The organism is Micromonospora sp. NPDC018662, assembly GCF_044391475.1.
Classification (GTDB): domain Bacteria; phylum Actinomycetota; class Actinomycetes; order Mycobacteriales; family Micromonosporaceae; genus Micromonospora.
In genome coordinates, this window is sequence record NZ_JBISAC010000010.1 from 166,258 (window position 1) to 180,302 (window position 14,045).

Consider the following 14,045-nt stretch of genomic DNA (forward strand, 5'->3'; position numbering starts at 1 on the left):
GCCGCCCGGCGGTGGATCGTCTACCGTCGGCGCACGCCCCGGGAGGAGCCGAGGATGACGCGTGACGGGCAGCCCGACCACCCGGTGACCCTGGACCGGCCGCCACCCGGACCGTCGACCCGACCCCGGCGCCGCTGGTGGGCCGCGCCGGTGCTGGCCGGGTGCCTGCTGCTGGGCGCCGCCGCCCCACCCGGCCGTTCCGCGGCGGTCACCGGTCCGGTCCTGCCGGCCGGCGCCGTCCTGCTCTCCGCCGGCGCGCTGTTCCTGGTCGCGGACCCCTCGACACTGACCGCGTACGGTCCGGACGGCCGGCCGCGGTGGCGGGCCCCGGCGCCCGCCGGCGCGTGGACCGCCGCGTCCGTCGCGGACCTGGTGCTGGTCACCGCGCGCGACGACGCCCGCCAGGTCACCGGCACCACGGCGTACGCGGCCGACACCGGGCAGCCGCGCTGGCGTCGCCCCGACCGCGTCCAGCCGGCCGGCGCCGCCGCGGTGGCGGTGACCGAGGTCCGCAGCGTCGCCGACCCCGGCCAGCGCGTCCAGGGCGCGGTACGCGGCGTCGACCTGGCCACCGGCGCGGACCGCTGGTCGGTGCCGGTGCCGTCGACCGCCGTGCTCGCGGCGTCGCCCGGCCGGATCGTCGTGGTGCACGACACCGGGCTGGCCCGCGTGCACGACGTCCGCCACGGCGCGGCGATCGCCGAGACCCGCCTGCCACCGGCCGGGTACGCCCCGGACAACCCGCTCGTCGTCGGTGACCACCTGGTGCTGCGGCACCCGGCGCCGGGCGGGACCGCGCTCACCGGGTACGACCTGCCCGCGCTCACCCCGCGCTGGCGGCGGCTGCTGCCGGTCGGGGAGACGCCCGCGCCCGGCTGCCCACGGCTGCTCTGCCTGGCCGGGGTGACGGACCGACGCGCGCTCGACCCGGCCACCGGCGCGCAGGTGTGGCGGTGGCCGGGAGGGGCCGGCTGGCAGCCGGTGCCCGGCGAGCCCGACCCGACGCGGCAGGTGCTGCTGCGCCCGGGCGGCGACGGCCGCGCCCTGGTCGTCGCCGTCGACCGCGACGGCCCGCGCCCGGGCGGGACGCTGCCCGCCGGCACCCGCGACTGCCACCTGGTCGCCGATGCGCTGGCCTGCCGCGACCCCGACGGCCGGCTGACCGTGCGACCCGCCACCGGTACCTGACAGCAGGTGGCAGGTACCGGCGGCAGACTCCCCCGGCATGACGACACACGCCGACCTCGCGATGGTCAACCTGGACAGCTCCGACCCGGCCGCCCACGCGGCGTTCTACGCCCACGCCCTCGGCTGGGAGATCACCCACAGTGAGACCGAGTACGCCATGATCACCTCCGGCGGCACGTCGATCGGGTTCGGTCTGGTGCCCGACTACGCGCCGCCGGCCTGGCCGGACGAGACCGGCGTCAAGCGCTACCACCTGGACCTGACCGTCGACGACCTGGCGGTCGCGGAGCGGGACCTGGTGGCGGCCGGCGCGACCCGGCCCGGGTTCCAGCCCGGCGGCGAGCGGTGGACCGTGCTGCTCGACCCGATCGGGCAGCCGTTCTGCCTGTCCCCCCGCCGGCAGAGCTGACCGGCTCAGCGCAGCGGGCCGCGGGCGACCGCGGCCCGCATCGCGCCCGGGTCACCGGCGGGCACGTACTCCAACCACCAGGTGGCGCCCGCCGCCGCCAGGTCGGCCAGGTAGGCGCGCTCGGCGCGCTCGTCCGCACGCCGCCGCCGGCCTCCGATCGCCACGTCGAACGGCTCACCGTCGGCGCGGGTCGCCGGCAGCGCGGCGACCAGGGCGGCCACCTCGTCGGCGGTGAAGTCGGACCAACTGTCGGTGTCGGTCACCTTGTAGGGCACGATCCCGTCGGCCCGGGCCGCCCGCCGCAGCACCGCCCTGGCCTGGGTGCTGCCCCCGACCCAGACCGGCACCCGGGGCGACTGCACCGACGCCGGCCGCAGCGCCACGCCCTCGGCGCGGTAGTGGGCGCCCCGATGGGTGACCCGATCGCCGCCGAGCAGCGCGACCAGCAGGTCGAGGCCCTCGTCGAGCATGGCGGCGCGGGTCTTCAGGTCGGTCGGCTCGCCGAACGCGGCCAGCCCACGGTCGGCCGGGTCGCCGACCCCGACCGCGACGCCCGCCCGACCGCCGGACAGGTGGTCGAGGGTGAGCACCTCGCGGGCCAGCTTCGCCGGGCGACGCCGGGGCAGCGCGGTCACCGTGGTGCCCAGCCGGACCCGCTCGGTGCGCCCGGCCACCGCCCCCAGCACCAGCCAGGGGTCCCAGGTCGGCGGGTCGTCACCGGCGTGGTGGATGAGGTAGTCCTCCAGGAACACGCCGTCCCAGCCACACCGTTCGGCCAACTCGCCGAGCGCGACCAGGTCGGCCACCGTCACCGAGGCGCCGCCGCAGGAGATCTCCAGGCCGTGTCGCATCCCGGCACCCTACGGTCGGGGTACGACGCTCAGGCCGGGGACATCACCTCGTAGAGGTTGCCCGCGTCGTCGCGGAAGAACAGCCCGCGTGCGCACAGCGGATGGTCGGTGCGCCCGTTGTCCGGCGCGCCCGGCTCGCTGCCGTACGGCACGGCGGCGGCGCGCAGCCGGGCCAGGATCCCGTCGAAGGTGCCCGGGTCGACGTCGAAGGCCAGATGGTGTCCCTGCGGCGCGGGCACGCTCATGAAGTCCAGGGTGAGCTGGTCGTTGACCCGTACCGGGGCGAAGTGACCGTGCCGGCCGGTGGGGGGCAGCACCGGCAGCCCCATCAGCCCGGCGAAGAACCGGGCGGCGGCGTGGTGGTCGTGCGCCGGGACGATGGTGTGGTTCAGGGTGACGGTCATCGGTCCTCCGTGCCGGAGCCGGGCGCGAGCGCGCCGTGCAGGAACAGGTCGACCAGGTCGGCGGGGGCCGGACGGTCGTCGGCGTGCGGGGGCCGGCCCGGCAGCAGGACGGCGAGGAAGAGCGCGGCCACACGTTCCGGTGGCAGCCGCAGCCGGTCGCGCTCCGGGGCGAACAACGCCGCGACGGCTTCCCGGGTGGCGGCGCCCGCGTCCTCCCGGGACACGTGCGGCGGCGTCTCTCCCCGGCCCCGGCGGGCGGGGCGGCCGGCGCCGTGGACGGCTGCGAGCACCGCGGCGAGCCGGTCCAGGTGGGCCAGCAGCGTCTCGGCGGCGGCGGTGAGCCGGTCGGCCAGCGGCTGATCGAGGGAGATCGTCGCCAGCTCCGCCAGCGCGGCATCGGGGCGCAGCGCCTCGGCGACACAGGCGTGCAGCAGCGCGGCCTTGTCGGGAAAGGCCCGGAAGACGGTGGCCTCGCCGATGCCGGCGGCGCGGGCCACCTGGGCGGTGGTGACCGAGGCGCCGTCGACGGCGAGCAGCGGCAGGGCGGCGTGGATGATCATGGCGCGGCGGTCGGCCGGGCTGAGGCCGGGCGCACGGCGGCGGCGGGCGGGCGGGTCGGTCATGATGTCGAGCATGCGGAGTGAGCACTCACTCCGTCAAGGGGGCTATCCGCGACGGCGGGCGCGGGCCGCCCAGATCGCGTACGCCGGGTCGCGGTCCAGGTTGTGCCGGTCCCGGTCGTAGCGGCGGGTGGTCCGCGGATCGGCGTGGCCCATCGCGTCCTGCACGTCCTCCAACGGCACCCCCTCCGAGCGGGCCGTGGTGGCGAACGCGTGGCGCAGCGAGTGCGGCGACAACCGGGCCCAGGCGGCGATCCCGGCGGTCTGCGCCAGGCGGCGCACCAGCCGGAACACGGCGTGCCGGTCCAGCCGCCCGCCGGTGGCGGTGACCAGCAGCGGGCCGGTCAGCTCCGGCACCGTGACGCCCTGGGCGGCGGCCCGGTCCGCCAGGTAGGCGTCCAGGGCGTACGCGGTGCCCGGGGTGAGCGCGCGACGGCGTACCTTGCCGCCCTTGCCGACGAAGCGGACGCTGCGGTGACCGCGCTCCGCGCCCAGGTCGGCCAGGTTCAGCGAGACCAGCTCGCCGACCCGCAGCCCCAGATCGGCCAGCAGGGCGAGGGTGGCCCGGTTACGGACGGCGGTCGGGCCGGTGTCGGCCTCCGCGGCGGCGAGCAGCGCGTCGACCTCGTCCGGGCTGAGGCCGATCGTGGCGGAGTGGTCCCGGTCGACCCGGGGCCGGTCGGCCGCGGCGACCGGGTTCGCCGGCACCGCGCCCAGCTTGACCAGGAAGTCGTACCAGCTCGACAGCGCGGACAGCCGGCGCGCCACGGTGGCCGGGGTCAGCGGGCGGCCCTCGCGTCCGCGCGGGGTGGACTCCAGGTCCCGGCCGTACGCGTTGACGTCGAGGAAGGTGACCCGCAGCGGCTCCAGGCCCCGCTCGGCGCACCAGCGCAGCCAGCCGGTGACGTCCCGCCGGTACGCGTCGCGGGTGTGCTCGGACAGGCGCCGGTTACGCAGCCACGCCTCGGTGAAGTCGGCCGGAGCGCCGGACACGGCGACACGGGCGCGGGGTAGAACCTCGGGACGCAGCATGTGAGAAAGGTTCTCAGTCGGTGGCGCGTTTCGCGACGAGGCGCGCCGGATCCGGTTGCCCGGCACGGGTTACCGTCGTCCGGTGCGCGCCAGCCGGTTGGTCTCCCTACTGCTGCTCCTGCAGGCCCGGGGGCGGATGACCGCCCAGGAGCTCGCCGACGCCCTGGAGGTGTCGGTGCGGACGGTCTACCGCGACGTCGAGTCGCTCGGCGCCGCCGGCGTCCCGGTGTACGCCGATCGCGGCCCGGCCGGCGGCTACCGGCTGCTGGCCGGCTACCGCACCCGGCTCACCGGCCTGACCGGGCCGGAGGCCGAGGCGCTGTTCCTCACCGGCCTGCCCGGGCCCGCCGCCGAGCTGGGCCTGGCGACGACGGTGGCCGCCGCCGAACTGAAGGTGCGTGCCGCGCTGCCCGAGGAACTCGCCGACCGCAGCGGCCGGCTCCGGCACCGGTTCCACCTGGACGCGCCCGGCTGGTTCCGGCACCCGGAACCCACCCCGCACCTGGCCGCGCTGGCCGGCGCGGTCTGGTCGGACCGGATGGTCAGCCTGCGCTACCGGCGCTGGCGCGCCCCGCGGGAGGTGACCCGACTGGTCGCCCCGCTGGGCGTGGTGCTCAAGGCCGGCCGGTGGTATCTGGTGGCCCGGTGCGAGGAGCAGGTGCGCACCTACCGGGTCGGCGCGGTGCTCGACGCGGTGGTCACCGACGAGCGGCACGAGCGGCCGGACGGCTTCGACCTGGCCGCCTACTGGCGGGAGTGGACCGCCCGGTACGAGCGCGACGTCTACCGCGGCGAAGCGCGGATCCGGCTCACGATCGCCGCGTTGGAGTTCATGCCCTACGTCTTCCCGCCGGAGATGGCGCGGGCGGCCCGGGCGGCGGCCGGCGAACCCGGCCCCGACGGCTGGCTGGAGACCACCGTGCCGATCGAGTCGGCCCGGCACGCCCACGCGGAGTTGCTCAAGCTCGGCGCCGAGGTGGAGGTGCTGGCCCCGGCGGAGCTGCGCGACCGGTTCACCGCCACGGCGGGTGCGTTGGCCCGGCTCTATCCGGCTGGCGCGGGGGCGACCGGCGCTCCGGCCTCCCCCGCGTCGGCGTGACGACGTGCGCGGCGTGCGCGTTCAGACGGTGGTGAGCTGCCGGTGGCCGTTGCCCTCGGTGGTGGTGGTGACCGCGATCCGGCGCGGCTTGGCGCGCTCGGCGACCGGGATGCGCAGCGTCAGCACGCCGTTGTCGTAGCCGGCCTCCAGCCGGTCGGTGTCCAGCGTGTCGCCCAGGAACAGTCGACGGGTGAAGGTGCCCATCGGCCGCTCGGCGGCGACCAGTTCGACGTTGTCGCCGGTGGGCCGACGCCGCTCGGCGCGGACGGTCAGCACGTTGCGCTCGACCGTGCAGTCGATGCTGTCCGGGTCGACGCCCGGCAGGTCGAAGGCGGCGTAGAAGTGGTCACCGTCGCGGTAGGCGTCCAGGTGCATCATCGCCGGCCGGGCGGTGGTGCCGAAGAACTGCTCGGCCATCCGGTCGATCTCACGGAACGGGTCGGTACGCATCAACATGGTCCAGCCTCCTCGGTTCTCCTGACCCAGGATCTCAAGTTGAGTCGGGGTGACTCAACCTCCGGTTTCTGTTTTAGCGCGGCGGCACGCCGTCGTCAACCTCCCCCGGGCTCACGGCCCGGTTCGCCAGTAGACGCCCTGGTCGCGCGTGAGCAGCAGGTCGTCGACGAGGTAGCGGCGCAGCGTGACATGGTCCGCCGCACCGCCTTCGCACCAGGGACGCAACGCCTCGTCCACCACCCGTTCCGGGTAGCGGCGCCCGGGCTCGAACGTCCGCTCGGTGATGTGCTCCAACAGCACCCGGCGGCGACCGCGCTGCGCCGGCAGCCGGATCAGCGCGCCGTCGCGCAGGAACGTGCGCAGGATCGTCTCGCGCGGATCGGCCGCCGGGAGCGCCGGTGACGACGCCCCGGCCCGAGCGAACCCGCGCAGCCGTTCACCGTCGACCCGCAGGCCGTCGTCGTCGACCAGCACACCGGCGTCGGTGAGCCGGCGCACGGCGGTGGCGGCCTCCCGGGCGGGCAGGCCGGTGCGGGTCACCACGGCCGGGACGTCCCGGGCGCCGAGCACGATCGCGGCGAACACGGCGCGGCGACGCTCGTCGGCGAGCGCCCCCGCGAGAGCTTGAGCGGTCATGGCCGGCAGCCTGCCAGCAGCCACCCGGGACGGCCACGCGTTTTCCTTCATGGCCGCCCCGGGCGACTCGGCGGTCAGGCCGGGACGCCGGCGGTGAAGTCGACGTCGGCGGTGTCGATCGTGCCGGCGCTGCGCCCCGGGGCGCGCTGGAAACCCCAGTAGAGGTTGGTGTGCGCGATCACCTGCGCCGGCGGCGGCGCCCCGTAGGCGGACAGGTCCTCGGTGGTGTGGGCGTCGGCCACCAGCGTGACGTCGTAGCCGCGGGTGAACGCGCCGTGCAGCGTGGACCGGACGCAGGCGTCGGTCTGCGCGCCGGTCACGACGAGCCGCCCCACGCCCCCGGCAGCGAGCACCTGCTCCAGGTCGGTGGCCTCGAACGAGTCGCCGTAGGCCTTGTGCACCAGGGGTTCGTCGTCACGACGCGCCAGCTCCGGCACGATCTGCCACGGCTCGCTGCCGGTGGGCAGCTCCTCGCTGCGGTGCTGCACCCAGACGACCGGGACCCCGGCGTCGCGGGCGCGCTCCACCAGGGCGGCGATGTTGGCGACCACCCGGTCCCGGTCGTGGGCGCCGCGCACCACGCCGTGCTGCACGTCGACGACGAGCAGGGCGGTGTGTGGACGGTCGGTGAGCGTGGTCATGGCGGGACTCCTTCGGCGGCTGTCGACCGGTCGAACCTAGCCGTCACCCCCGACACTTCCGCCGCCCCGCGCAGCGGTCACAGGAAACGGTGCATGACGTGCAGGCCCACCCGGCCCAGGGTGGGATGGGTGAACGACTCCGGCACGGTGCCGACCACGGTGAAGCCGAGCCGCCGGTAGAGCCGCACCGCCGCGGCGTTGGTCTCCACCACGGCGTTGAACTGCATCGCGGCGAACCCCCGCCGCCGGGCCCAGTCCAGCGCCTCCTCGCACAGCGCCCGGCCCACGCCGCGACCCCGCGCGCCGACGGCCACCATGAAACTCGCGGTCGCCACGTGCGAACCCGGGCCGGGCCGGTTGGCGCCCATCTTGGCGGTGCCGAGCACGACGCCGTCGTCGTCCACCGCCACCGAGGTACGCCCCGGCGGCCGTTCCACCCACACCTCACGCGCCACCCCGGCCGGCCAGGCCGGGTCGTAGGGGAAGGTGTCGCCGGCGGTGATGACGCCCTCGACGATCGGCCAGACCTGGCCCCAGTCGGCGTCGACGTGGTCACGGATGCGCACGGCCGGCACGCTAGCCCTACCGGGTCCGGCCGGCCACCGGTTTCCGTCCGCCCGGCCGGCGGTGGCGGGGCGGCGGCGACCCACCCCGCCGGGCCATCATGGTCGGGGACCGCGAGGTCCGCCACGCCGCCTGATCACCACCGGGCCATACTTGTCGCCATGCTCTGGGGTGTCAGCGGGCCGATCTTCCTCCTCGACTACCTGGGCGCGGTCGCGGTGGCCGCCGCGGTCGCCCTGGCGGTACGGGAACTGACCGGCCACCGGGCCCGGGGCGCGACGCCCGACCGGGTCGAGCTGGCGTACCTCACCGACCGGGCGCTGCTCGCCTGCCAGGTCGGTGTGGCCGCGCTGCGCCGCACCGGCGGGGTGGCCGTCGGTGAACTCGCCACCCTGCACGCCGGGGGCCCGCCGCCGGCCCGGCCGCCGGCACTGGTCCGCGCCCTGCACACCGCGCTGCGCCGGCCGCAGACCTGGGCCGCCGTGCTGGCCGACCCCGACGTCGGGCGGGCGCTGCGCCGGATGGTCGGCCGGCTGGTCCGCGACGGCTGGCTGCTCACCCGCGCCCAGCGCCGACGGGTCGCCCTGGGCACGCTGCCGCTGTTCCTGGTCGCCGCCGTCGGGGTGACCCGGCTGGTGGACAGCGCGGTCGAGGGCCGCACCGCCGGCGGCCCCGCCTCGGTCGCCGGGCTGCTGCTCTGCTGCCTGGCCACCGCGCTCGGCGGATGGTGGCTGACCGAGGTGCCGGAGACCGGCGCCGCCGCGCGCCGCCTGCTGCGCCGGCTGCGACACGAGCACGCCGACCTCGACCCGGAACGCCGTCCCACCTGGCAGGGCCGGGACACCGACGCGTTGCTGACCGCCATGGCGCTGTTCGGCCCGCGACCGCTGCTCGCCGTCGACCCGGCCTTCGCCGTCCAGGTCGGCGTCGACCCGGAGCGCGACCGGCCGCGACCGCAACGCAAGCTCGCCCGCCGCTGAACGCACCCTCGACGGGCGGCGCGGGCGCCGATGCGGCAGAGTGACCCCACGACCGCAGGGCAGGGAGGTGACCCGTGGACGGCCCGACCGGGGTGGTGTTCCCCGCGACCGCCGACGGCCGGCGCAGCACGACCGCGCTGGGTCGCGCCGTGGTCGCCGACGCGCTACGCGCGGTCGACCCGGTGGGCGCCCGCTCCGCCGAGCACGAGACCGACTGGCGGCGCGGCTACCTCACCCACTTCCGCCGCCTGGTCGAGGCCGGCCTGCTCTCCCGCGCCGCCGCGCTCACCGTCGCCCGCGACGGGCTCGCCGCGCTGCACACCCGCATGCGGTACGCCCCACCCGGCGGCGGCCCCGACGTCCCGCTCGACGCGGCGGTCACCTCGACCGACCCGGCACCGCCGCTGCGTACCGTCACGGTCACCGGCGCCGGGCCGGTGGAACGGGAGTTGTCCCTGCCGTACCGGGGGCAACGCCTGCGCGGCGACGACCTGCGCCGCCGCCTCGACGCCTGGGTGGACGCGGGGGTGGTGGAGCCGAGCTGCGCCGAGGCGGTCGGCGCGGTGCTGGCCAACCCCGACTGGCTGGACCTGCGCGACAAGCGGGTCGTGGTGCTCGGCGCGGGCGCCGAGATGGGCCCGCTGCCGTCGGTGCTGCGCTGGGGCGGCGACGTGGTCGCGCTCGACCTGCCCCGCCCGGAGATCTGGCGCCGGGTGCTGCGCACCGCACGCCGTCACGGCGGCCGCCTGCACCAGCCGGTGCCGGCCGGCACCGGCGACGACGCCGCGCTGACCGCCGCCGCCGGCGCGGACCTGCTGCACCGTCTGCCGCAGGCCGCCCGCTGGCTGGCCGGGATCGACGGCCGGCTCGTGCTCGGCAACTACGTCTACGCCGACGGCGCCACCAACGTCCGGGTGGCCACCGCCGTCGACGCGCTCACCGTCGAGCTGACCCGGCAACGCCCGGACGCGGCGCTGGCGTTCCTGGCCACCCCCACCGACGTGTACGCGGTACCCGGCGACGCGGTCGACCACGCCGAACGCGGATACGCCGCACGTGGCCCGGCCCGCCGGTCGCTGCGGCTGATCTCCGGTGGCCGGCTGCTGCGCCGCAACTACCCACCCGACGCCGACCCGGGCGTCAACGACAGCCTGGTCCCCCAGCAGGGACCCAACTACGCGCTGGCCAAGCGGCTGCAACGCTGGCGCGCGGCGGTGGCCCGCGACGCCGGCGCGACGGTGTCGTTCACCGTCGCGCCACCCACCCGCACCCGGTCCGTGCTGCGCAACCGCGCGCTCGCCGCCGCGTACGCCGGGGCGCACCGCTTCGGCGTCGAGGTGTTCGAGCCGGCCACCAGCAACACGCTGATGGCCGCGCTGCTCGTGCACGACCTGCGCACCGGCGGCGGGCCGGCGCAGGAGCACCCATGGCGGGACGAAGCGTACGCGGCGGCGCACGGCGGACTGTGGCGGATTCCGTACGCGCCGCGCAGCGCGCTCGGCCTGGCCGTGCTCCTCGGCCTCGGTGGGGCCCGCGCCTGAGGCGGGTTTCCTTGTCTTGGGCGCCGGGAAGGCTCCGGCATGGCCGAGACATTCGCGAGCGAAGACCTGAAGACGCTGCGGTCCATGGCGCGCGGGGCCGGGATTCCCGAGGCCGAGCACCTGTCGCACGACGACCTGGTCGAGGTGTTGCGCCGGGCCGGCCTGGCCGACGGCACCTCGGACGCCTGGCCGGACCAGCCGATCGAGGACCCGGCGCACCTGGCCGGACTGCCCCGTAGCTCGCTGCGGCAGGGCGACGAGAGCACCGGCGGACGCGCCGCCGAGGAGGCGATCGGCGCCCGACCCGGCGAGTCCGGCACCGAGATCGACGACCGCAGGCAGCGCTGACGCACCAGCCCGTCTCCGGGGCGTGCGCGGCTGAGCCGGGACGGCCGGTGTCTCGGGTCAGCCGCGCACATGCGACCCGAACTCCGTCCGGCCGGCGGGTCCAGGCTGGCCGATCTGTCCCTGACTAGTGATCCGCTGCTGCTCCCGGTTGGCCTCGTTGGTGATGTACAGGCCAACGGCTACGAGAAACACCGACAGGATGCTGCCGACGGCCACGAGACGTTGCCAAGGATCGGGTCTGGCCTCGGCTTGCTCTGTCGGGACCACCCTTACCCGGGTCGTCGCCAGACGCGAGGATCGAAGCGCCTGAGCCTCGACTCTGGACGGACTCGCAGCTTTTCACGGTCGCTGCCCTGCGGACCCACCTTGACGACCATGGGTATCCCGCCGATCACGAAAAGTAACCCCGCGCGGGTCGTCCTACGACCCCGCCCAACCGACCATCCCGGGCAACATAACTGTCATTATGATGTAGCGACGATATGCCCCTTTTGGACCGGCCAATTTTCGTAATGTCGTAACCGGTAATCCAGTAAATCGAGTCGGGTGGTTCGGGGTCGACTCCTCGACGTCGGGTGCGGCGTCGAGGACCCGTCGGCGGCCCCGGCACCACGACTGGCACCGGGGCGCCGGCTGTGCGCCGCCCCGGTGCTCCGGTCAGCCGGGATCCCGTTCCGGCCGGTCGGTCAGAAGTTCGTCGTGAAGTTGTACAGCACCAGCGCGGTGTCGTCGAAGTACGGTGACGCCACCCAGGTCGCCCGGTCGGCCCGGCTGTTGATGCCGTTGACCAGACCCCACTGCCCGTCGTAGTTGATCAGCCACGAGCCGCCGCTCGCCCCGCCGGTGAAGTTGCACGGGGTGATCTTGATGGTCTGCGTCCACACCGCCGGGTTCTCCTGCACGGAGTTCGCGGCGCACTGCTTGAGCCGGCGGCCGTTGAACGGCGCCTCCGCCGGGTACCCGAACGCGTTCATGAACTGGTTCACGCCGGCGTTGACCCACAGGCCCTGCGAGCCGTACCGGTTGATGTGCTGACCGCCCTGCGTGCCCATGACGGCCACGGCCATGTCCTCGGCGAAGTTCGAGTCGTTGATCCACGCCGTCATGGTCCACAGCCCCGTTGCGGTCCAGGTGCCGAGCGGACGCGGGTTGGCCGCATCGCCGTTGTACGCCGGGACGAAGGTCCAGTTCGAGGCCAGGGTGCCGCCCCGGCCGCCGTGGACGCAGTGACCGGCGGTCCAGACCTCGTTGCCGGCGGCCGTGTTCACGATCGTGCCCGAGCAGACGTAGTTCTTGCCGTCCATGGTGAAGAAGACCTTGCCGGCCGTGAACGCGGTCGGGTGGCTGCTCGGCAGGTTGGGGTCGGTCGCCTGGGTCCCCATCCCCCCGGTGGTGGTGGCGCCGCGGGCGGGCGGGACGATCAGCTCCTGGCCGCTGTTGCGCGGCGCGGGCGCGGACTTGAGGCCGGCCTGCGGCACCGCCAGGGCCCGCCGGTACTGCTCGGATTCCTCGACCGGGCGCGCGGCGCGCATCCGCGCCGGCGTCCAGTACGCGGCCAGCACCTCGTCGCGCGACAGCCGCTGTCCCGCCGCCGCCTCGGCGGCCCGGGTCGCGTCCGCGGTGATCGTCGGGGTGAAGCCGGTGATCCCGGCGGCGGCGGCGCCGGGCGCGTCGACCACCGTGTCGCGTTCGGCCGCGTTGGCTCCCGGCCCGACGCCCAGCACGGGCACGACGACTGCGGCGATCGCCAGGGCCCGGAGGGCCCGTCGTGATCCGGTCGACAAAACTCTCATCTGGGCGGTCCTCCCCTTTGCGGGCGTCGCCTGTCGCAGCGCCTCTGCATACCGAGACCCTGAGCCCTCGGCACGTCTGGGAGGGCCGATTGTGGACACGGCTGGACAGGATTGGACGCGGTTGGACAGCAATGCTCAGCGCTGAACGCGGCGCCGCTCCTCCTCGGCCCCGTGGTCGGCGCGGGCAGCGGGCGCGCCGCCGATTCCCTACGGTGGGGTCATGCCGACGGGACCATTCAGGAGGTAGGCATGGCACCGTTGTCACGCGAGGTCGTCGAGCGGGTCCTGCGCGCCGGCCGCGAGCAGGACGCCGAGACGTTCGTGGGCCTGATGGCCCCGGACGGATACCTCGAATGGCCGTTCCGACCACCGGGCGTGCCCGGCCGCGTGCAGGGGCGTGCGGCGATCCGCCGGCACCTGACCGAGACGGCCGGGTCCCTGATCACGTTCGACGAGCACCGCGACATGGTGCTGCACGAGAGCACCGATCCCGAGGTGGTCGTCGTCGAGTACGAGGCCCACGGCACCGTGGTCGCGACCGGCGCGCCGTTCACGCAGACCGTGATCGCGGTCTTCCGGGTCCGGGATGGCCTGATCGTGTCCTACCGCGACTACATCAACCCGCTGCCCCTGATGGCGGCGTTGGCCGGCGCACCGGACGGGCGCTGACACGGACGACAGGAGGACCCCGTGGAACAGGACGAACAGCGCCGGCACTCCTCGTCGTTCGGCGCGGCGGCGACCGCGTACGCCGAACACCGCCCGGACTACGCGCAGGCCGCGGTGCGGTGGGCGATCGAGCCCGCCCCCGGCGGGCGGGTGCTCGACCTCGGCGCCGGCACCGGCAAGCTGACCGCCACCCTGGACGCGGTCGGCGCCGACGTCACCGCCGTCGAGCCGGACCCGGCGATGCTGGCCGAACTGCGCCGCGCGCTGCCGGGCGTGCCCGCGCTGTCCGGCAGCGCCGAGGCGGTCCCGCTGCCGGACGCGTCCGTCGACGCGGTGCTGGCCGGCAACGCCATGCACTGGTTCGACATGGCGGCCGCCGGCCCCGAGATCGCCCGGGTCCTCACGCCCGGCGGCGTCCTGGCCGGCCTGTGGAACGTCCTGGACGACGAGGTCGACTGGGTCGCCGGTCTGGCCGAGGTCAGCGGCAGCGCGGCCATCGGACCGCGCGACACCCCGGCCGGCTGGCGTGCCGAGACGGCGCGGATGCACCTGCCGACAAACGACGCGCCGGCCCGCTTCGACGCGCCCGAGCAGGCCGCGTTCCGGCACGGGCAGCGCCGCACCGCCGACTCCCTGGCGGCGACGCTCGCCACCCGGGCGGGCCTGCTGGTGATGCCGGCGTCGGAGCGGCAGGCCACGCTCGACCGCATCCGCGCGTTCCTGGCCAGCCGGCCGGAGACCGGGCACGGCGAGTTCACGCTCCCGATGCTCACCTGCGTGCTGCGCGTCCGGCGACGGTGACGCCGCACGAGGG

General features: G+C 75.6%; 17 protein-coding genes. 8 read left to right on the forward strand and 9 right to left on the reverse strand.

Annotated features, from left to right (window positions below):
- The first annotated feature begins 54 nt into the window (after positions 1 to 54).
- Positions 55 to 1,188, forward strand: coding sequence for a PQQ-binding-like beta-propeller repeat protein (locus ACH495_RS25515; RefSeq protein ID WP_396860224.1), 1,134 nt, complete (start codon positions 55 to 57; stop codon positions 1,186 to 1,188).
- Between the two features lie 37 nt (positions 1,189 to 1,225).
- Positions 1,226 to 1,597, forward strand: a complete 372-nt coding sequence (locus tag ACH495_RS25520; RefSeq protein ID WP_396860225.1) for a VOC family protein — start codon at positions 1,226 to 1,228, stop codon at positions 1,595 to 1,597.
- 5 nt (positions 1,598 to 1,602) lie between these two features.
- Here the strand turns inward: ACH495_RS25520 and ACH495_RS25525 are convergent, their stop codons facing one another.
- From ACH495_RS25525 to ACH495_RS25540, 4 genes are read right to left on the reverse strand one after another with little or no spacing between them, the layout of a single operon-like run.
- Positions 1,603 to 2,448, reverse strand: a complete 846-nt coding sequence (locus tag ACH495_RS25525; RefSeq protein ID WP_396860226.1) for an LLM class flavin-dependent oxidoreductase — start codon at positions 2,446 to 2,448, stop codon at positions 1,603 to 1,605.
- A gap of 29 nt (positions 2,449 to 2,477) precedes the next feature.
- Positions 2,478 to 2,852, reverse strand: a complete 375-nt coding sequence (locus ACH495_RS25530; protein WP_396860227.1) for a VOC family protein — start codon at positions 2,850 to 2,852, stop codon at positions 2,478 to 2,480.
- Positions 2,849 to 3,475: a TetR/AcrR family transcriptional regulator gene (locus ACH495_RS25535; RefSeq protein ID WP_396860228.1), complete on the reverse strand. Its 627-nt coding sequence runs from the start codon at positions 3,473 to 3,475 to the stop codon at positions 2,849 to 2,851. Before ACH495_RS25535 ends, ACH495_RS25530 begins: the two co-directional genes overlap by 4 nt.
- A 42-nt stretch (positions 3,476 to 3,517) precedes the next feature.
- Positions 3,518 to 4,504 carry a tyrosine-type recombinase/integrase gene (locus ACH495_RS25540; RefSeq protein ID WP_396860229.1) on the reverse strand — a complete coding sequence of 329 codons (987 nt, stop codon included), beginning with the start codon at positions 4,502 to 4,504 and terminating at the stop codon, positions 3,518 to 3,520.
- A gap of 82 nt (positions 4,505 to 4,586) precedes the next feature.
- Here ACH495_RS25540 and ACH495_RS25545 point away from each other — a divergent pair, with 82 nt between their 5' ends.
- The gene (locus tag ACH495_RS25545; RefSeq protein ID WP_396860230.1) at positions 4,587 to 5,603 is read left to right on the forward strand and encodes a helix-turn-helix transcriptional regulator; all 1,017 of its coding nucleotides are present in this window, start codon (positions 4,587 to 4,589) and stop codon (positions 5,601 to 5,603) included.
- A gap of 21 nt (positions 5,604 to 5,624) precedes the next feature.
- Here ACH495_RS25545 and ACH495_RS25550 read toward each other — a convergent pair whose 3' ends face one another.
- From ACH495_RS25550 to ACH495_RS25565, 4 genes are all read right to left on the reverse strand, one after another.
- Positions 5,625 to 6,059, reverse strand: a complete 435-nt coding sequence (locus tag ACH495_RS25550) for an Hsp20/alpha crystallin family protein (RefSeq protein ID WP_396860231.1) — start codon at positions 6,057 to 6,059, stop codon at positions 5,625 to 5,627.
- A gap of 111 nt (positions 6,060 to 6,170) precedes the next feature.
- Entirely contained in the window at positions 6,171 to 6,695 is a 525-nt protein-coding gene (locus ACH495_RS25555; protein WP_396860232.1) for a DUF2087 domain-containing protein, read from the reverse strand.
- Between the two features lie 74 nt (positions 6,696 to 6,769).
- Entirely contained in the window at positions 6,770 to 7,336 is a 567-nt protein-coding gene (locus ACH495_RS25560) for a cysteine hydrolase family protein (RefSeq protein WP_396860233.1), read from the reverse strand.
- Positions 7,337 to 7,413: 77 nt separating this feature from the next.
- Positions 7,414 to 7,902 (reverse strand): GNAT family N-acetyltransferase, encoded by a 489-nt coding sequence (locus ACH495_RS25565; protein ID WP_396860234.1) that lies wholly within the window; start codon positions 7,900 to 7,902, stop codon positions 7,414 to 7,416.
- 159 nt (positions 7,903 to 8,061) lie between these two features.
- Between ACH495_RS25565 and ACH495_RS25570 the strand changes: the two genes are divergently transcribed.
- The 3 genes from ACH495_RS25570 (at position 8,062) to ACH495_RS25580 (ending at position 10,769) form a co-directional block, all read left to right on the forward strand.
- On the forward strand, positions 8,062 to 8,880 hold the full coding sequence (locus tag ACH495_RS25570; protein ID WP_396860235.1) for a TIGR04222 domain-containing membrane protein: 819 nt from the start codon (positions 8,062 to 8,064) through the stop codon (positions 8,878 to 8,880).
- A 74-nt stretch (positions 8,881 to 8,954) separates the two neighbouring features.
- The gene (locus ACH495_RS25575) at positions 8,955 to 10,421 is read left to right on the forward strand and encodes a hypothetical protein (RefSeq protein ID WP_396860236.1); all 1,467 of its coding nucleotides are present in this window, start codon (positions 8,955 to 8,957) and stop codon (positions 10,419 to 10,421) included.
- 39 nt (positions 10,422 to 10,460) lie between these two features.
- Positions 10,461 to 10,769 (forward strand): hypothetical protein, encoded by a 309-nt coding sequence (locus tag ACH495_RS25580; RefSeq protein WP_396860237.1) that lies wholly within the window; start codon positions 10,461 to 10,463, stop codon positions 10,767 to 10,769.
- A 686-nt stretch (positions 10,770 to 11,455) separates the two neighbouring features.
- Here ACH495_RS25580 and ACH495_RS25585 read toward each other — a convergent pair.
- Positions 11,456 to 12,562, reverse strand: coding sequence for a trypsin-like serine peptidase (locus ACH495_RS25585; protein WP_396860238.1), 1,107 nt, complete (start codon positions 12,560 to 12,562; stop codon positions 11,456 to 11,458).
- A gap of 249 nt (positions 12,563 to 12,811) precedes the next feature.
- Here ACH495_RS25585 and ACH495_RS25590 point away from each other — a divergent pair, with 249 nt between their 5' ends.
- Both ACH495_RS25590 and ACH495_RS25595 read left to right on the forward strand, forming a co-directional pair.
- Positions 12,812 to 13,231: a nuclear transport factor 2 family protein gene (locus ACH495_RS25590; protein ID WP_396860239.1), complete on the forward strand. Its 420-nt coding sequence runs from the start codon at positions 12,812 to 12,814 to the stop codon at positions 13,229 to 13,231.
- Positions 13,232 to 13,252: 21 nt separating this feature from the next.
- A complete protein-coding gene (locus ACH495_RS25595) occupies positions 13,253 to 14,032 on the forward strand; it encodes a class I SAM-dependent methyltransferase (RefSeq protein ID WP_396860240.1) in 780 nt (259 codons plus the stop codon).
- The last annotated feature ends 13 nt before the right edge of the window (positions 14,033 to 14,045 follow it).